18 protein-coding genes are annotated in these 17,030 nt (G+C 32.7%); 4 read left to right on the top strand and 14 right to left on the bottom strand.

All coding sequences use genetic code 11. From position 1 onward, the window contains the following. Nucleotides 1–147: 147 nt before the first annotated feature. From RMO83_RS01010 to RMO83_RS01040, 7 genes are all read right to left on the bottom strand, one after another. Entirely contained in the window at nucleotides 148–3,009 is a 2,862-nt protein-coding gene (locus tag RMO83_RS01010) for a YCF48-related protein (RefSeq protein WP_310557808.1), read from the bottom strand. Nucleotides 3,010–3,466: 457 nt separating this feature from the next. After that, complete coding sequence (tpiA, locus tag RMO83_RS01015; protein WP_310557809.1) at nucleotides 3,467–4,219, bottom strand: triose-phosphate isomerase; 753 nt, start codon at nucleotides 4,217–4,219, stop codon at nucleotides 3,467–3,469. Nucleotides 4,220–4,349: 130 nt separating this feature from the next. Continuing rightward, complete coding sequence (locus RMO83_RS01020; protein WP_310557810.1) at nucleotides 4,350–4,847, bottom strand: TlpA disulfide reductase family protein; 498 nt, start codon at nucleotides 4,845–4,847, stop codon at nucleotides 4,350–4,352. Between the two features lie 121 nt (nucleotides 4,848–4,968). Then, complete coding sequence (locus RMO83_RS01025) at nucleotides 4,969–5,244, bottom strand: hypothetical protein (protein ID WP_310557811.1); 276 nt, start codon at nucleotides 5,242–5,244, stop codon at nucleotides 4,969–4,971. A 17-nt stretch (nucleotides 5,245–5,261) separates the two neighbouring features. After that, entirely contained in the window at nucleotides 5,262–6,362 is a 1,101-nt protein-coding gene (locus RMO83_RS01030) for a BT_3928 family protein (protein WP_310557812.1), read from the bottom strand. Between the two features lie 122 nt (nucleotides 6,363–6,484). After that, nucleotides 6,485–6,835 carry a four helix bundle protein gene (locus tag RMO83_RS01035; protein WP_310557813.1) on the bottom strand — a complete coding sequence of 117 codons (351 nt, stop codon included), beginning with the start codon at nucleotides 6,833–6,835 and terminating at the stop codon, nucleotides 6,485–6,487. A gap of 65 nt (nucleotides 6,836–6,900) precedes the next feature. Next, a complete protein-coding gene (locus RMO83_RS01040) occupies nucleotides 6,901–7,443 on the bottom strand; it encodes a DUF1599 domain-containing protein (RefSeq protein ID WP_310557814.1) in 543 nt (180 codons plus the stop codon). Between the two features lie 89 nt (nucleotides 7,444–7,532). On the opposite strand from RMO83_RS01040, the gene folP reads away from it, so the two are divergent. Beyond that, nucleotides 7,533–8,360, top strand: coding sequence for a dihydropteroate synthase (gene folP, locus RMO83_RS01045; RefSeq protein WP_310557815.1), 828 nt, complete (start codon nucleotides 7,533–7,535; stop codon nucleotides 8,358–8,360). Continuing rightward, nucleotides 8,360–8,971: a hypothetical protein gene (locus tag RMO83_RS01050; RefSeq protein ID WP_310557816.1), complete on the top strand. Its 612-nt coding sequence runs from the start codon at nucleotides 8,360–8,362 to the stop codon at nucleotides 8,969–8,971. Before folP ends, RMO83_RS01050 begins: the two co-directional genes overlap by 1 nt. A 167-nt stretch (nucleotides 8,972–9,138) precedes the next feature. Here RMO83_RS01050 and RMO83_RS01055 read toward each other — a convergent pair whose 3' ends face one another. The 7 genes from RMO83_RS01055 to arsC all read right to left on the bottom strand — a co-directional run bounded on the left by RMO83_RS01055 (nucleotide 9,139) and on the right by arsC (nucleotide 14,938). Next, nucleotides 9,139–9,570, bottom strand: coding sequence for a CHRD domain-containing protein (locus tag RMO83_RS01055; RefSeq protein ID WP_310557817.1), 432 nt, complete (start codon nucleotides 9,568–9,570; stop codon nucleotides 9,139–9,141). A gap of 242 nt (nucleotides 9,571–9,812) precedes the next feature. Then, nucleotides 9,813–10,286 carry a 23S rRNA (pseudouridine(1915)-N(3))-methyltransferase RlmH gene (gene rlmH, locus RMO83_RS01060; protein WP_310557818.1) on the bottom strand — a complete coding sequence of 158 codons (474 nt, stop codon included), beginning with the start codon at nucleotides 10,284–10,286 and terminating at the stop codon, nucleotides 9,813–9,815. 11 nt (nucleotides 10,287–10,297) lie between these two features. Further along, complete coding sequence (locus RMO83_RS01065; protein ID WP_310557819.1) at nucleotides 10,298–10,504, bottom strand: hypothetical protein; 207 nt, start codon at nucleotides 10,502–10,504, stop codon at nucleotides 10,298–10,300. Nucleotides 10,505–10,508: 4 nt separating this feature from the next. Continuing rightward, entirely contained in the window at nucleotides 10,509–10,688 is a 180-nt protein-coding gene (locus tag RMO83_RS01070) for a hypothetical protein (protein WP_310557820.1), read from the bottom strand. Between the two features lie 44 nt (nucleotides 10,689–10,732). Beyond that, nucleotides 10,733–11,878 carry a saccharopine dehydrogenase C-terminal domain-containing protein gene (locus tag RMO83_RS01075; RefSeq protein ID WP_310557821.1) on the bottom strand — a complete coding sequence of 382 codons (1,146 nt, stop codon included), beginning with the start codon at nucleotides 11,876–11,878 and terminating at the stop codon, nucleotides 10,733–10,735. A 171-nt stretch (nucleotides 11,879–12,049) separates the two neighbouring features. Beyond that, a complete protein-coding gene (locus RMO83_RS01080) occupies nucleotides 12,050–14,503 on the bottom strand; it encodes an outer membrane beta-barrel family protein (RefSeq protein ID WP_310557822.1) in 2,454 nt (817 codons plus the stop codon). Between the two features lie 93 nt (nucleotides 14,504–14,596). Beyond that, nucleotides 14,597–14,938 (bottom strand): arsenate reductase (glutaredoxin), encoded by a 342-nt coding sequence (arsC, locus tag RMO83_RS01085; protein WP_310557823.1) that lies wholly within the window; start codon nucleotides 14,936–14,938, stop codon nucleotides 14,597–14,599. 106 nt (nucleotides 14,939–15,044) lie between these two features. Here arsC and RMO83_RS01090 point away from each other — a divergent pair, with 106 nt between their 5' ends. Both RMO83_RS01090 and RMO83_RS01095 read left to right on the top strand, forming a co-directional pair. Continuing rightward, nucleotides 15,045–15,953, top strand: coding sequence for a CPBP family intramembrane glutamic endopeptidase (locus RMO83_RS01090; RefSeq protein WP_310557824.1), 909 nt, complete (start codon nucleotides 15,045–15,047; stop codon nucleotides 15,951–15,953). A gap of 6 nt (nucleotides 15,954–15,959) precedes the next feature. Then, nucleotides 15,960–17,024 (top strand): AMP-binding protein, encoded by a 1,065-nt coding sequence (locus RMO83_RS01095; RefSeq protein WP_310557825.1) that lies wholly within the window; start codon nucleotides 15,960–15,962, stop codon nucleotides 17,022–17,024. The last annotated feature ends 6 nt before the right edge of the window (nucleotides 17,025–17,030 follow it).

A 17,030-nucleotide genomic window follows, 5' to 3' on the forward strand; every position in this document is an offset into this window, starting at 1 on the left:
AGAAATCAACTGTCCGAAAACAGATTTTGTCGAAAAATAGCTATTTTTGTCCATCGTAATTTATGTTTTGCAATACAAAAATACGATTCTTTGAAAGAAGCCATTAATTTGGCTTCTTTTTTATCGGACAATAATGATTAATAATGATTATTTGATCATAATTTTTTCTGAATAAGTGTTTTCTCCATCGGTAATTTTTATCAAATAAATTCCTTTGGCCTGTGGAGTAAAATTGACTTCGTTTTGGGGTTGTATTTCAAAGTTTGAAGCTTCATAGACCTTTTGTCCAGAAAGTGTATAAATTTCGGCTTTCACTTTTGAATTGACATCTTTCAAACTGAAATAAAAGGTTCCGTTATTTGCATTTGGGTAAATAGTGATGAATTTATTGACTACATTTTTTTTAACATCTAATGTGCCTGTATATCTTGCTATTAAACCATAATCACCTGTAAACCAGCCATTATTTGCATCCCAAAAATAGATGCTAAATATAGAGTAATTTGATGGAGTGCTTTGTGTAGTCCAACTTGTGCCTCCGTCAGTAGTATGAAGTACAATTGCATTATCATTGCTATTATCACGTTTGCTCGATATCCATCCAACGTTAGGATTTATGAAATGGACACTTTTGTTTTTATATTCACTTGTGATTCCTGTATTAATGATTGGAGTCCAATTGATACCACCGTTTATAGTTTTGAGAATTTTTCCGTTTTTACCAACAATCCAACCATTACTTAAATCAAAAAATTTCATTTTACTAATTTCTCCAGTAGTATTATCTGTCGCTATAGGAGTCCAGTTTGTGCCGCCATTAGTTGTTTTATAAATAGTATAAGGTGGTAATTGGTTGGCTGAAGAATAAGCCCAACCGCTATTGGCATCAACAAAACTAAAAATTCCCGCACCATTTGCTGGAATCCAATTAGACCCGCCATCAGTGGTTTTTAAGAAAGTTGGAATGCCAGTACTAAAATTATAAAGTAGTAACCACCCTGTGTTGACATCTACAAATTGAAGTTGAAAGCCAACATCTCCAGCTGTTGTTGATATTACTTTCTTATTCCAAGTTGCTCCACCATTAGTAGTTTTATATACCACAGCACCAAGAGGACTTTCAAAAGTTCCAAAAGTTTTGAGAACCCAACCTGTTGTTGTACTAATAAAACTTAAGTTAAGACCAGGGTCAGAAGGTGAACCAAGTATGTCAGTAAGGTTTAGCACTTTTTCAGTCCAAGTGTTTCCACCATCCGTAGTGTGTAAAAGTCCACCCGGCGCAATAGAAATCCATCCTTCTGTTGCACTCACAAATTGCATAGCTCCGCACATTCTGGTGCCTAATGGATTGGTTTGAAGCGTCCAATCTGTATTTATTGGTTGATTATTACTACGAACCAAATTTGATACTTGGTTGGTACAGCTATTAGTTTCCAATGCGAGTTGGCCATTTAAATTATTGTTATTATAATAACCCATAATCGAAAGTTCGTGCCATTCTCCCATTTCTCCGGTGTTCATATGACCGATGTAAACTCCTAAATCTGCATATACTCTTCCAATAACTGGTCCAGCCAATCCCGCCGCAGAAGTTATAATTCCATTGCTATCGATGTTGAAAGTAACGCTTCTTGAGTCGCAATTAGCAGTTGTTAATGTTCCCGCTATTTTATCTTTCAAAGCTCCAGCATTGGCAATTTTGTGGAATTTCCAATTTCCACCAATACCTTCTGTATCAGAAATTAGTTGACCTCCAAAAGGAAAACTTTCACTACCATTAGTAAGAAAACCAGAAATCAAACCACTAGGACTAACGCTGTAAGTACTATTAGTCCAAGGTCCACCAAAACCATTAAAATCGGAAATATGTCCATTGCCATCAAAAACAAAATATGCCAAATTATCATTACTGGTATCTATTGGAGATAGATCTCTATACATAAACCACGGTCCATTTAAAGTTGCATTTGAATAAATGCCGTTGGAAACACTATATTTTGCGATAGGTCCATAATCAGAAGCAGCCCAACCGTTATTAGCATCCCAAAAATCCATTGAAAATACATCGTAGTTAAAGGGGAGTGTTTGCGTTGACCAAGTTACACCAGCATCTGATGTTGATAAGACTAAATGATTTCCATTTGAGTTATTTTTTGCGGCTATCCATCCTGTAGAATTGTTTATAAATGAAATTGTATTGATGTTGTAATTGGTGTTACAACCACTGTTGGTTATTTGATTCCAGGTAGTTCCTCCATTTGTAGTATGAAATATCTTTCCTTTGTCCCCAACAATCCATCCATTATTTGCATCTGTAAATTCTACTGCGTTAAACGAACCAATAGTATTATCCATGTATTGAAAGCTCCAATTAGTTCCTCCATTAGTTGTTTTCATTATGTAATAAGGTGGTTCCAAATTAGGACCTGCAGAGAATGCATAGCCAGTAGTTGCATTTACATAGTAAAAAATACCTCTGCCATCTGTAACAGTCCAAGTAGTACCACCATCATTAGTTTTCAAGAATGTAGCTATACTAGTATTCATATTGAAAATTAAAACCCAACCATTATTGGCATCAACAAATTGAACTTGAATTCCAGTATCTCCTGCTGTGGTTGAAATTATGGTTCGATTCCAGGTCGTACCAGCATTTGTTGTTTTGTATAAAACAGCACCAAGAGAATTGTTAGATGCATCTGTAAGCGATTTCAAAACCCAACCTGTAGAAGGATTGATAAAACTAATTCGAGAACCAGGCGCATCTGTTCCTGAGGTGTTATCTGTATTATTAGGAGCTACCACACTCCACAGAGCACCAGCATTTGTTGTGTGCAACAATTTATTGGATGACAATCCAATCCAACCTTCAGTAGCGCTTACAAATTGCATCGATTCTCCAGCATTTGCTGTTGGATTGGTTTGTAAACTCCAACTTCCTTGTGCTACCGCAGTAGCATTTGATAATCCTAAGAATATCAAAACCATAATAAAAGTAAAATTTTTCATTATAAAATGATTTAAATTTCCCTACTCGTAAGGTTTTTCGGTTCCACCCCGTTTTTTACCGTGGTTTCTGGTTTCCACTTTAGGAGATTAAAAGTGTAGTTTTTTCGATAAGTAAATATTTTTGATATAAGAAGCCAGTTATAGTTTATGGCTTGATGAAGAGAGTATTAAGTATTTCTGCTTGATAAAGCCAACACCATAAAGTTAACGAATTATTGCTTTTTTTTTGAATAAAAGAAATGTTTTTTTTACAATTTATAATCATTATAATTTGTTTAAACATTTACTTAATTTCACAAATGAGCTTTGGGTACCAACAAGGTTAATTATCTGATTGGCAAACTAGAATTTATGGTATTTTTTTGTTTTGTTATTTAAAGAAATATGATTTTTTAAGCACAAAAAATCCCCAATTATTTTCATAATTGAGGACTCAGTAAAAGTTTAATCTAAATTTTTATATGGCGTTTACTATCGCTAAGAAATCTTTTGAATTTAGTGCAGCTCCACCAATTAATCCTCCATCTACATCTGGCTTAGAGAAAATTTCTTTTGCATTATCGGGTTTTACACTTCCGCCGTAAAGGATAGAAACATCTTCGGCAATATCACTTCCAAAAGCTTTACGAACGGTTTCTCTAATAAATTCGTGCATTTCCTGTGCTTGTTCAGGACTGGCAGTTTCTCCGGTTCCTATCGCCCAAACTGGCTCATAAGCCAAAACAATTTTTTCCCAATCTTTCGCTTCAATATGAAACAAACCATCTTTCAATTGGTTTTCAACAATATTGAAATGGTTTTTGGATTGACGATCTTTCAACTCTTCGCCAAAGCAAAAGATAACGGTTATATCGTGTTTCAAAGCCGTATCTACTTTGTTCGCAATTAGTGCATCAGTTTCATGAAAAATCGCTCTGCGTTCTGAATGTCCCAAAATTACGGTATTTACACCAACGCTTTTTAGCATATCAGCCGAAATTTCGCCAGTGTATGCGCCACTTTCAGCTTGATGCATATTTTGCGCAGAAACGTTGATAGCAGTTGACTCCAAAAGACTTGCTGCCAAAGCCAAATTCACAAAAGTTGGAGCTACAATTACTTGTGCATTATTTTCAGTTGAAACTTGCGTTTTTAATTCGTTTAATAATTCTGCAGTTTGAGCAGCATTTTTATGCATTTTCCAGTTTCCTGCTACAATTTTCTTTCTCATTTTAATTGTGTTTCTAATTTATAGTTCTAATTTTTATTTTTTAATTTCAATAGATTCAAAGCCAAAAAAAGCACAAATAATTCCACTTCTGATTTCTAAACTCCCACTTCTAACTTCGCACTTCCAACTTCTAACTTCCCAAATCCTTCAATGTTGTATTAATTTTTTCAAAATCAGTTTCAATAGCTCTGTAAATCACTATTTTTCCAGTTTTGTCGATAATTATGTATCTTGGAATCCAGTCTAAATCAATTGCTTTACCAAAAACCCCTTTCATTTGATCGTTCGCCATAAAATGCTCACCTCTGAGTTCGTGTTTGTTAATTCCTTCTTTCCATTTATCGACTGTTTTATCCATCGAGATGAAAACATAATCTACTGCAGGATTATTGGCTTGTAGTTCTTTTATTTTAGGCATTGCTTTGACACAATCGCCACACCAAGATGCCCAAATTTCGATAACTAGAGTTTTGCCTTTATGACTTTTTAGAATGTCTTTAAAAGTGACTTGTTTTCCATTATTTGAAAGTAAAGTTTCCGACAAAGCTTCTTTCGAAAAGCTAGTCTTTTGGGCTTGAGAACAAGAAAAACTAATAACAGCTAAAAGCAATACAAGTATTTTTTTCATCTTAGAAATTTTCCCCAAAGTTACATTTTAAAAACAAAATAGGGAATAGTAAAACACATTATTTCAGGCAATTGTACTATTTCGATTTCGTTAGCAAATGCTGATGACAAATCAATTAATTCTATTTTTTATCGATAGTATCGTCTAAATAGATGTGTTTGGTTCGCTTTTTATTCTTAGTAAAAAACAATTGTTTAAGGGTGTAACCAATATATAGACCAGAAACTGCCATTAATGTGCATCCAAATACAACGTGGAATGTAACTCCTAAAGGAACATTAAAAATACCTGAAACCACATTTAAAAAATAATACCCAATTCCAAAAATGATACAACTAACAAAAATGAGGATTAATTTTATTTTTTTTCCTTTTTTTCTTTCTCTACTACTGCTCATAATACTTTAATAAAAATTTATAATTTCAAATTATCAACATCGTTGTAATGTGTTTTTTGAATAATTGTTCCGTAATTCAAAATAACAAAACTTGGATTCCCTCTTTCTACAGTTTTTAAAGCCGTAGCATCACAAAAAAGAATATCGAAATTAAAACTATATTTCTTTTTTATATCATTAATTACATCAGTTGATGAGCCAGTAAGTAAGGCAACATAATATCCTTTTGCATTCGCTTTTTTGTACACATCATTTATTTTTTGTAATCCTATACTATTTGCTTTTTCTAAATCATAAGCCACAATTAGGATTGCTTTTTCTTTAGATAATATCATATCAGTTTTGTCCTCTCCATCTAGTTCTAATTTGAAATCGTGAATAGGAGGTTGGTAACCTTGAACGATAACTTTGTCTTTTCTATCGACAAATTCTGCTCCTTCAGGAAGCGACATCAAATCTTTTTCGGTAAATTCTTTATCAACTCCTTTGACTTTATAAATAAAAATCATTTCGACTACACTTTTTGGAGCATTGTCAGGAATTTCCATTGATTTGCGAATGTTTGTTCCCACTTTATATGGTCTAAAATCTTTCAACGGTAAATGATTAAGAACCCAATATCCCATAAAGGAACACAAAGCAATGCTTGTCAAAACCAAAATATTTTGAATTTTAGCAGTAAATAATGGTTTGATATATTTTTGATTGTAAAATAAAATTAGAATAAAAAACAGCAATATTAAATCTTTAGAAAATGATTGCCAAGGTGTTAAATGTAGCGCATCACCAAAACAGCCGCAGTCTTTAACCACATCAAAATAAGCCGAATAAAAAGTCAGAAATGTAAAGAGAACTACCAAAAGCAACAAACTCCAAATAGTCCATTTTGATTTGTAACCAATGAGTAACATAAAACCTAAAACTACTTCCAAAATGACCAAAAACAAGGCTATTGCCAATGAAAAAGGCACAAAAAAAGGTATATTGAAAACGGGTTCACTAAAATATTCGTCCAATTTATAGGAGAATCCTAAAGGATCATTAAGTTTTATCAATCCTGAGATAATGAATAAAATCCCGACGAAAAGTCTAGAGAATTGGGTAATGAAGTTTTTCATATTTTTCTTAAATTCCAAATTGTATAAATTCCAAAAAACAAAAATCAAATAACAAATAAATTCTAAAAATTAATTTTTTAAATTTACAAAACTTAAAAAAAGTAAATAAAATTTTAACTGGCTTAGGATGACTTTTCAAGTATGGCTGAAAATATTTTTTTAAGTTCGTCTGATTCTTGTATCAATACATTAATTTCTGTTTCAAATTCTGTGTTGGTAGCTCTCATTATTTTTAACCAATAACTGCTTTCTTTTGCTTCTTTTCTGCAAATTTTAATTCTAAAACAAAAATCTTTCTTACTCAAAGATTCATTAGCTTCAATATAATTAGCTCCTACCGAACCAGATGATCTCACATATTGTTTAGCATCTTCAATATTAGAAATGTTTCTCGGTAATTTTTTTAAAAATAATCTTGAATCTATTGCGAATTTCAAAGTTCGTTCTTCTAAATCGTATTTTTTTGGCTCCATACCATTTTGAATTTTGATTTTTTTTTCGATTTTGAATTTATTTGTTATTTGATTTTTGCTATTTGTTATTTAACATTTTTCATTAAAATTAAAGCAAAAACAGCATAATTAATCATATCTTGATAGTTAGCATCGATGCCTTCAGAAACCAAAGTTTTTCCTTTATTGTCTTCAATTTGCTTTACTCTAAGCAGTTTTTGCAAAATCAAATCGGTTAAAGAACTTACTCTCATTTCGCGCCAAGCCTCGCCATAATCGTGGTTTTTATCTTCCATCAAATCTTTGGTCCATTTCACTTTGGCATCATATAATTCGATTGCTTTTTCAGGATTGATATCTGGTTTTTCGACAACCCCAAGTTCTAATTGTATCAAAGCCATAATAGAATAATTGATGATTCCGATGAATTCTCCAGTTTCATCATCTACGATTTTCTGAACTTCATTTTCCTGTAAACTCCTTATTCTTTGGGTTTTAATAAAAATTTGGTCTGTAAGTGAAGGCAATCTCAAAATGCGCCAAGCACTACCGTAATCTTTCATTTTATTGATAAATAGCGAGCGACAAATTGCAATTACGCTATCATATTGTTGAGAAGTAATGTTCATTTATTGGTTATATTTGTCAAAAAAATTTCTCCAAAATTAAGGAATATTTATGGGATGTAAAAATGATAACTAACGAAATTTGATTTGAGATGACAATAAACTGCAAAGGGCAACTGATTGATTTGACAACGCCCAAAGTGATGGGGATTTTGAATGTGACCCCCAATTCATTTTATGATGGGGGAATGTATAAAAGTAGTAGTGCAATGCTGACTAAAGTGGGGAAAATGCTCAACGACGGAGCGACGTTCATCGATGTTGGTGCATACTCTAGCAAGCCTAATGCAGAATACGTTTCGGAAGAGGAAGAATTGCAAAGAATTATTCCTATTATTAATTTGATTTTAGAATATTATCCTGAAACGCTACTTTCTGTTGATACTTTTAGAAGTGAAGTTGCCAAAGTTTGCATCGAAAACGGAGCGGCTATTGTTAACGATATTTCAGCAGGAAATCTAGATGATAAAATGCTGGAAACCATTGCAAAATACAATGTTCCGTACATAATGATGCACATGCGAGGAACACCTGAAACGATGCAAATGATGACAAGTTATGAAGATATTGTCAAGGAAATATTGTTCTATTTTTCTGAAAAAGTGGCTAGAGCGAGAAGTTACGGCATCAATGATTTGATTGTTGATCCTGGATTTGGTTTTGCCAAAACGTTGGATCAAAATTACGAAGTTTTACAAAAAATGGAATTGTTCGAAATTTTGGAATTGCCTTTATTGGCGGGATTTTCTAGAAAATCTATGATTTATAAAACTTTACAATCTTCTGCGGAAGAAGCTTTAAACGGAACAACTGTTTTGAATACTATTGCGTTGACCAAGGGAGCCAAAATTCTTCGGGTTCACGATGTGAAAGAAGCGATGGAATGTGTCACTTTGTTTAATAAAATCAACAATCAGTAATGAAATATTGTACCATAATTTTTCTTTTTATTCTATTTTCCTGCGGAAACAAAGAAGACATTTTGTTACCAAAATCTGATGTGACCATCGTTTCGGATGTGCTTGATCATTCGCCAATTTATATTTTCTTTAGAACCAAAGGCAAAGATACTTTGGCAGAAGTAAACCGAAAAAATTCGATTATTTCAACCAATTGGATTCTCAATATCGACAAGCGATTACCGCTGCGATTGGTTATTCCCGAAGTGATTAAATTGCAGGAAAAAAAGCGAAATGAAGTTGCCCACAAAAATGAATTAGCCGAAAATTATTATTCGTATGCGGATAGTATTGGCAAGAATATGGCGTTTCTTCCATTCACGAAAGTGTATTATAAAATGGGGAAACCAATGTATAGTTTTGTTGTGTTTTTTTCAAAAAAAAATGAAATTTTTGTCGATGGCTTTTCAGGAAGTCGTGAAGAATTGAAACATTTTTTAAATAGTTTTAAAGATAAGACCAAAATGATTAGATTCGGTTTTGATGAAGATATGAGTTATGGAACTTATATTCAGAATGAAATTTTAATCCAAAGTTTAAAAATTGAAAATAAAGAAGAATTCGTTTATTAGATTATTAAAACTAATTGCTTTTTCGATATGAGGTTGCTTTATAACCCGTAATTTTTTTATACATAATTCAGCACTTTTTTATTATTTAATCAAAAGATAATAAATAAAAAAAACCTTAATCTCTATAAAAGATTAAGGTTTCATCTAGCATTAAGCCAAAAATATTGCTATTGTTTAACTAAATTTCCTCTGATTTCTCCAGAAGGAATTGCTGCTGTATGCAAATTTACATAATAAAGCCCTGCATTAAGATCTGCTTCTTGTTCTGCTGTTAATGCACCACTAGTGTAAGAAATAGGTGAAGCTAGATTTGTAAAACCAAAAACTACACCTCCATTAGTTCCAGCTGCCCCTTTGTGAATGTGTCCACCAGTTGGTGTTAATCCACTATGTACAACAGCAATGGTGAACATTTTGGTAGTTTTGTTGTACACAAGCGTTGCTGTTCCTACTGCGGTAGATGTGTTTGCTGGCACCTCATTCGCACCACTCAAAGTAGCTGTGAAAGTTACATTGTCGTTTACTGCATCATCCTTATCACAAGAGATAATCAAAGTTAAAAAGAAAGTAAATGCTGCAATTTTAAATAAGTTTTTCATAATGTTTGTTTTAGATTAAAAAATAAAGTTAATAATTTGTTGTTTAAAAAGGTATACAAACATACAAGATGTTTTTTCAAAAGATTTGAATTGTTTACAAATTTAATTTTTTTTTAATAACTGATTAACACTCAAACAAATTCATCTTATATTTTTCGTATTAAATATCTGATATTAAGTTGTTTGTTAAATGTTATTTGAAAATGAAACATTAGACAGATATCAAAACTTCAAACTTTAAATCACTGATGATGATAAGGTTCATTTTTCAAAATCGTGAATCCGCGGTACAATTGTTCGATAAAAAATAAACGCACCATTTGATGCGAAAAAGTCATTAGCGAAAGCGAGATTTTTCCGTGCGCTTTGGCATAAACCGTTTCAGAAAAACCATAAGGTCCACCAATTACGAAAACCAAAGTCTTCACTCCTGAATTCATTTTCTTTTGCAATTCTTCTGAAAAAGATACGCTCGAAAAGGTTTTTCCGTTTTCGTCCAATAAAATTAGTTGGTCGGTTGGCGTTATCTTAGCCAAAATCATGTCGCCTTCTTTTTCTTTTTGCTGACTTTCTGACAAGTTTTTTACATTCTTACTATCAGGAATTATCTCCAAGTCGAACTTGATGTAAAAGGACAAACGCTTTTGGTACTCGTCAATCAGGGATTGCAAATTTTTTTTATCCGTTTTACCAATGGCGATGAGTTTGATGTTCATTGAAGTGAGAATTAACTATCTAAAAAAGAATCGGAATCGTTTTTTTTCTTGAATAATTTTAGAATCAACAAAATTCCGGCAACTGCTTCAAAAGTCATTCCGATGATTAAGAAAAAAGTTGTCCAATCTTTTCGTTCATTTGTTACTTTGAATGCAACTCCTATACTAATAAGCAAAGTGCCAATAAGGAATAGTACAAGGATTTGTGTGTTTTTCATCAATTTATTTTTGTTTAATAATGGTGGCCACTTCTCTTATCAACAAAGAAGTTAATGCACCAATGACAAATATAGATAGAAATTCTACAGCGCGAATAGCGCCGTGATCTATAATTCTAGTGTAATTTCCAATTGCAATAATGAGTATTATTGCTATAACAGCAGTTCTTTTTTTACTATTCATGGTCTTGTTATTTAGGATTCAAAGATATATAAAATGACTATACGTTATTCGTTTTGTATAGTTTGCGTTTTTATATAGTGTACATTTCGGGCTGCTAAATAATTCAAAATATAGTGGAAGCAAGTTTCGTGTTTCCCTATTAATTCCGGTGGGAAAACACCTTTTTCTGTAAATAAACCTTCTAAAAACAGCGAAGCGACAGCTGTTGCAGTATATCCCGTAGTTCTTGCCATTGATGAGGTTTGCGTTTCTGGGCAATATTCATCGTATAAGTTATAGACTACTTCCTCTGTTTCTCCAGTATCATTTTTTCCTTTTAAGGTGATACGCATTACTGTTAATTCTTCTTCGGTTTCTCCTAATTTCCATTCGTTGAAAAGGATTTTACTAGTGAAATCGAGTGGTGAAATTTCAGTTCCGTTTATCATTATTTTGTTTTCACTAAAGAATCCGCTGTCTTTCAAAACTTTTACATATTCAACGTGACCGGGATAACGCAATGTTTTTTCCTTCATATTTTTGATGTGTGGCATCGTAAATAGTATGGAGCGCAATCCATCAGAATTGAAAGATTCTAAGGTTCCCACTTTGTCAAATTCTATCAATTCGCAGTCGGTTAACGCATCTCGGATTACGATAGTTCCGTTTTCGACATAACGTGCAGGTCGGGTATATTCTTCAATAACATCGACGGGCGAAAATGGTGCTTTGTAGTTAAAAGGCCATTTTTTAACTTTTGGTAAACCACCGACTAAGGTTTCAAAATCAGTCAGTTTTAGTTTTTCATTATAATAACCCAGGATGATATTGTGCATTCCTGGCGCAACGCCGCAATCCACGATGGCTGTTATCTCTTTGGCTTTTGCCAAAGCATCTAATTCGAGCGCATTTTCAGGAAAGAATGAAATATCCACCACATTTTTTCCGGCTTCAATTATAGTTTTTATCGTTTCGAAACCCAAAAATCCGGGAACAGCGCAAACCACAAAATCAAAAGCAGCAAGCACCGATTGAAGTTTGGGTTTGTCACAAACATCAACTTGCAAAATTTCAATTGTTGGATATTTTATTTTGACTGTTTCCAGTCTTTGGTTATTAAGGTCTGCCAACGTAACCGAATGTTTTTTTGATAAATCGGATGCTATTGCGCTACCAACCATTCCTGCTCCTAAAACGATTATGTTTGTCATAACTATGAATTTGATAGATTTTTGATTTAATTTACTGCTAAGATAGTGTTTAAGACGAATAATTTCTACATCCGAATAATGACATTACATAAAAAGACCTATGAAGGATTATTTTTTCACAGGTCTTTCTAAATTTATAGTATACAAATATAATCCCTATTGAAAAAGTGATTATCCTTGCATATCACCACCACCTTCTTCTTCTCGTCGAGGTTGTTTTTCTCTTTCGTTTTTCGATTTGTTCAATCGATAGGTGAACGAAAGTGTAAATTGCCGAACACTTCTTTGTCTTTCAGAATAAGCATCTATAACGCCTGGAATTAGGGTTTCTATTTTCATTTTTCTTGAATTAAAAACATCACTAATATTGAATGCCAAAGTAGCTTTATCTTTTAAAACATCTTTGCTAAATCCCAAATTCATTGCAAAAATGCCAATAAATTTACCCTGCGCAGTTTTTTGGTCACCAAAGTAATTCATATTAGTTTGCCAATCGATTTTTGTGGGTAAGGTCACTTTTGAATTTAATCTAGCTGACCAAGAAGTTGTTTTTTGATCAAAATTTTGTGTGATTTCAATACTATTGAAATCGGTGTACGTATAATTGCCTTTTGTATCAATATTAAAAAAATTGAAATTACTATTTAACTTCCACCATTTATAAGGAGAGTAATTTAAATTGAATTCAAACCCAAGTCGGTTTTCTGTGGCTAAATTGATTGGAGTAGTAATGATTACAGGCACTCCATTTACTTCGTCGCCAGAATTCACTCGAACATAAAGAAAAGTGTCGGTGGTCCTATTGGTGTAGATAGAAGTGCTTACTAAAAATTTCGACCAATTTTTCAGAAATCCAAAATCGATTGCATTGGTCATTGCAGGGTCTAAATCAGGATTGCCTTGAAATATGTTGATGTTACTCGAATAATTGCTAAATGGATTGATTAATCTCCCTCTAGGGCGTGTAATTCTGCGGCTATAGTTTAAGGATAAGCTGCTTTCTTCTGAAATTTTATAAGTTACAAAAGCAGATGGAAAGAAATTATTATATTTTTTAACGTTGAAATCATTGTTGGTTAATTGATTCACATTCACATTAGTGTCTTCCCAACGAAGCCCAAACAGATATGAAAATTTGTTTACTTTAAGTCCATATTGTGTGTAAAATGCATTTACGTTTTCGATGTATTCTAATTTATTCGTAAAGTTCGTATTTAAAATACCGTTATTAAAAACAGTTATATCAGTCAGTTGATTGACAAAATTCCCGCGATATCCTGCCTCAAACTGACTTCTTTCGCCAAACGGCAAAACATAATCCAATTGAAATAATTCTCGGTTGTTTTTTTGTTTATTTTCAGTAAAATCTTTACCGTTTTGACTGTCCACGATATCGGCTATCTCTTTTTCGTTGTTACTAGAAATTTGAACATCAACATCTAATTTATGCCCCTCTTTTTTGAATTTTTTTTGAAGATTGGATTTGAATTCAAAATCTTCCTCTTTATTTTCTTCGTTACTAACTCTGGTTCTAGTGTAGTTTTTTGCGAGGTCGATATATTGGTTATCGTAGTTTACATCATCTACATTTTGCTCATTACTGTTTCTGTAATTGATAGTATTGACCCAGGTGGTCGAGTTATTTAAAAATACCTCAAGACCTAAATTCCCGTTATAGCTTTTGCTGTTATCTTTTGCGTCCCTAATTTCTTTGATGTAGTTGGGTGAGTTTGGTTTTGGGTTTAAATAATTGGTTTCATATAATGCGTTGCCGAGAGCCAATCTATCAGCATATCCTTGATTTGTAAACAAGTTGTATTTTTCTGTTTTGTAGTTCAACGTTCCGCTAAGGCTATTGTTTCTTGGTGTACCCAATGCGCCAATAAAAGTTCCGTTAAGTCCTTGATTTTTTCCTTTTTTGAGAATGATATTTAAAATTCCTGCTCCGCCTTCGGCGTCATATCTAGCGGATGGATTAGTAATTACCTCCACTTTGTCTATCGCATCTGCAGAAATTAATCGGAGTGCTTCGTTGATATTGACAGCATTTGAAGGTTTCCCGTCAATAAATATAGTGACGTTTTCATTTCCTCGTAAACTTATTGTTCCCTCTGAGTCTACCGAGACGGATGGAATGTTATTTAATACATCACTTACAGTGCCTCCTTTCACTATCAAGTCATTGCCAACACTGTATACTTTTTTGTCAAGTTTAATTTCGACAGATGTTTTATCTGCACGAACCACTACTTCGTTCAATTGTGAAAAATCTTCTTCTAAAGCGATTTGACCTAAATTAGTACTTTGCTGAAGTTTTCGTTGAGTGAATAGGGTGGGTTTAAATGAGATGAATTCTATTTTAATGTCATAAGTTCCTGGATTAATATCAACATCAAATTCTCCTTTCGAATTTGTAATTCCTCCTGAAATTCCTTTAGGATAGTTGGGATTTACAAAAGTAATTGTAGCATATTCGAGAGGTTGTTTGCTCATCTTTTCGATGACAGTTCCTTTGATTTTTATTTTTGCAACCTGAGGTCTTTGCTGAGAATAATTATTTTGAGAGTAGTTCTTTATTGAAGTCAATATCAATAGTAAAATTATAGTAAATTTAAGGTTTTTCATCAAAGGTTTTTTATATCTTAATTAGAATGCAAAAATAGAAGATGGTTTAAGGTACAAATCATAATAGTTTGTTAAAGTCCTTACGAAATATCTCTAAAGAATCGCTATGACTTTTTCCTTAGGTCTTGCTATTACAGCTTTGTTTCCTTTAATGACGATAGGTCTTTCGATAAGAATGGGATTCGTAATCATAGCTTGAATAATTTCATCATCCGATAATTGTTTATTTTTGAAATTTTCTATCCAAATTTTTTCTTTTTGACGTACTAATTCAATCGGCTTTATGTTTAATTTTTTGATGATAGACTTCAATTCCTCAAACGAAGGGATTTCGTCAAGATATTTGACAACTTCAAATTGTTGACCAGAGTCTTCCAAAAAAGCAAGACATTCGCGTGATTTTCCGCATCGGGAATTATGATATATTTTAATCATCGTAGTTGTTGTTAATTTTTTTCCAAAATTGGCATAAAAACGCAAAATTAGGTTAATTTCGGGCTGACAAAAATAGTTTAAAGTTTTAATTAATTCAATTTTATAAATGTTTATAGAACAAGCATATAAGGGTAAGAATGAGTGGTGGCGAGTTTTGATTACCACCTTTTTAACAGCAGGAATATTCCTTGCCAATTTTGTTGCCTATTTTATGATGTCGACAGAACAAATGGATGATGTGTATAAATCGATGAACGAAATACCAAATAATTGGTCACTGATAATTAATTTGTCACCCTTTATTTTTTTATTAGTATTGTTGTTTTTGCTGGTTCGTAATTTGCACGAAAGAAGTATAATTTCGCTTACAACTATAAGAAATAAAGTAGATTACAGGAGAATTCTTTTCTCATTTTCATTAATTGTTTTGCTCACAATTACGGTATTTATAGTTACTTATTTTAGCGACAATTCGAATATTATTTGGAATTTTAATCCGATAAAATTTGGTGTTTTATTTGGTATTAGTGTTTTGTTATTTCCTTGTCAAATAGGACTTGAAGAATACTTATTTAGAGGGTATTTGATGCAGCAAATAGGTATTATTGTTAAGAATAGGTGGTTTCCTTTGGCTTTGACTTCAATAATTTTTGGATTGTTTCACGGTGCGAATCCCGAAGTGGCCAAAATGGGTTACGGGGTTATGGTATTCTATATTGGAACTGGATTATTATTGGGAGTTATTACATTAATGGATGAAAGTTTGGAACTGGCGTTAGGTTTTCATCTTGGAAATAATATGATGGCAGCTTTATTAATTACTTCCGATTATTCTGCAATTCATACTGATGCGGTTTTTAAATATTCTGGCGTGGAAAATCCAGCTGACGTATTAAATGAAATGATAATTTCAATTGCAATTGTGTATCCGATAATCTTATATATATTTGCAAAAAGATACAATTGGAAGGATTGGTCATCAAAACTTACAGGTAAAGTTCTACCTCCAAATTAATACATCATGAAACAAAATACAACGCATCAAATAACCTATAAAAACATTCACAATCGTTTTAAATTGAATGGAATTCACATTTCTCGAGAAGAAATGTTTTATGTAGCTTATGGTTTTATAAAAGAAGGAAAACCTTTTGAACAACATATTGGTACTTTTTTACTAGATTGGTTTGACGAGAAATCGTATATAGAATTGAGTACTTCTGGAACTACAGGAGTTCCAAAAGTGATTAAAATCGAAAAACAAGCTATGTTAGAGTCGGCTTTGGCAACAGGAGATTATTTTGGATTAGAGCCTGGAAATACGATGCTGCATTGTTTGCCAACCAATTATGTTGCTGGAAAAATGATGTGGGTTCGTTCCTTTATTTTGGGATTGGACATGAAATTTGTTGAACCAACTTCAAACCCGCTGGACAAAATCGATGAAAGTTTTGATTTTTGTGCTATGGTGCCACTGCAAGCCAAGAACTCAATTGCAAAACTGAAGAAGAAACGAATCAAAAAATTAATTATAGGTGGTGTAACGATTCACAAAGCTTTAGAAAAAGAATTGGTAAAACTGCCAATGGAGATCTATGAAACCTATGGTATGACCGAAACCATAACGCATATTGCTGCCAAAAGAATTGGAGCCGAAGCCTTTAGCGTTTTGCCAAACGTTTCAGTTTCTATGGACGAGAGAGAATGTTTAATAATTAATGCCAAAAACATCAGCAACGAGCCTATTATTACAAATGATATTGTAAAATTAATTTCGGACACGCAATTTATTTGGGAAGGAAGATATGACAATGTCATTAACAGCGCTGGAATTAAATTGATGCCTGAACAAATTGAAGATAAATTATCAACACGAATTCCAAGACGTTATTTTATTTTTGGTCAAAACGATGAAACTCTTGGACAAAAAGTGGTGCTTTATGTTGAAGGAGAACCAATGACTATTGCAGAATCTATTTTTGATATTTTAAATAAATATGAAATACCGAAGGAAGTTATATTCATTCCTAAATTTCAAGAGACAGCTACTGGCAAGATTATGAGAAACGAAAGTGTTTTGTTTTAAAGTTCG

Source organism: Flavobacterium sp., assembly GCF_031423415.1.
GTDB lineage: Bacteria > Bacteroidota > Bacteroidia > Flavobacteriales > Flavobacteriaceae > Flavobacterium.

Excerpts from the sequence above, each read along its gene's own strand:
- RMO83_RS01025 (WP_310557811.1), bottom strand. The coding sequence starts at position 5,244 with ATGAGCAGTAGTAGAGAAAGAAAAAAAGGAAAAAAAATAAAATTAATC.
- rlmH (WP_310557818.1), bottom strand. The coding sequence starts at position 10,286 with ATGAACATCAAACTCATCGCCATTGGTAAAACGGATAAAAAAAATTTG.
- RMO83_RS01010 (WP_310557808.1), bottom strand. The coding sequence starts at position 3,009 with ATGAAAAATTTTACTTTTATTATGGTTTTGATATTCTTAGGATTATCA.
- RMO83_RS01065 (WP_310557819.1), bottom strand. The coding sequence starts at position 10,504 with ATGAAAAACACACAAATCCTTGTACTATTCCTTATTGGCACTTTGCTT.
- RMO83_RS01035 (WP_310557813.1), bottom strand. The coding sequence starts at position 6,835 with ATGGAGCCAAAAAAATACGATTTAGAAGAACGAACTTTGAAATTCGCA.
- RMO83_RS01050 (WP_310557816.1), top strand. The coding sequence starts at position 8,360 with ATGAAATATTGTACCATAATTTTTCTTTTTATTCTATTTTCCTGCGGA.
- arsC (WP_310557823.1), bottom strand. The coding sequence starts at position 14,938 with ATGATTAAAATATATCATAATTCCCGATGCGGAAAATCACGCGAATGT.
- RMO83_RS01080 (WP_310557822.1), bottom strand. The coding sequence starts at position 14,503 with ATGAAAAACCTTAAATTTACTATAATTTTACTATTGATATTGACTTCA.
- RMO83_RS01040 (WP_310557814.1), bottom strand. The coding sequence starts at position 7,443 with ATGAACATTACTTCTCAACAATATGATAGCGTAATTGCAATTTGTCGC.
- RMO83_RS01020 (WP_310557810.1), bottom strand. The coding sequence starts at position 4,847 with ATGAAAAAAATACTTGTATTGCTTTTAGCTGTTATTAGTTTTTCTTGT.
- RMO83_RS01095 (WP_310557825.1), top strand. The coding sequence starts at position 15,960 with ATGAAACAAAATACAACGCATCAAATAACCTATAAAAACATTCACAAT.
- RMO83_RS01075 (WP_310557821.1), bottom strand. The coding sequence starts at position 11,878 with ATGACAAACATAATCGTTTTAGGAGCAGGAATGGTTGGTAGCGCAATA.
- RMO83_RS01090 (WP_310557824.1), top strand. The coding sequence starts at position 15,045 with ATGTTTATAGAACAAGCATATAAGGGTAAGAATGAGTGGTGGCGAGTT.
- RMO83_RS01055 (WP_310557817.1), bottom strand. The coding sequence starts at position 9,570 with ATGAAAAACTTATTTAAAATTGCAGCATTTACTTTCTTTTTAACTTTG.
- folP (WP_310557815.1), top strand. The coding sequence starts at position 7,533 with ATGACAATAAACTGCAAAGGGCAACTGATTGATTTGACAACGCCCAAA.
- tpiA (WP_310557809.1), bottom strand. The coding sequence starts at position 4,219 with ATGAGAAAGAAAATTGTAGCAGGAAACTGGAAAATGCATAAAAATGCT.
- RMO83_RS01030 (WP_310557812.1), bottom strand. The coding sequence starts at position 6,362 with ATGAAAAACTTCATTACCCAATTCTCTAGACTTTTCGTCGGGATTTTA.
- RMO83_RS01070 (WP_310557820.1), bottom strand. The coding sequence starts at position 10,688 with ATGAATAGTAAAAAAAGAACTGCTGTTATAGCAATAATACTCATTATT.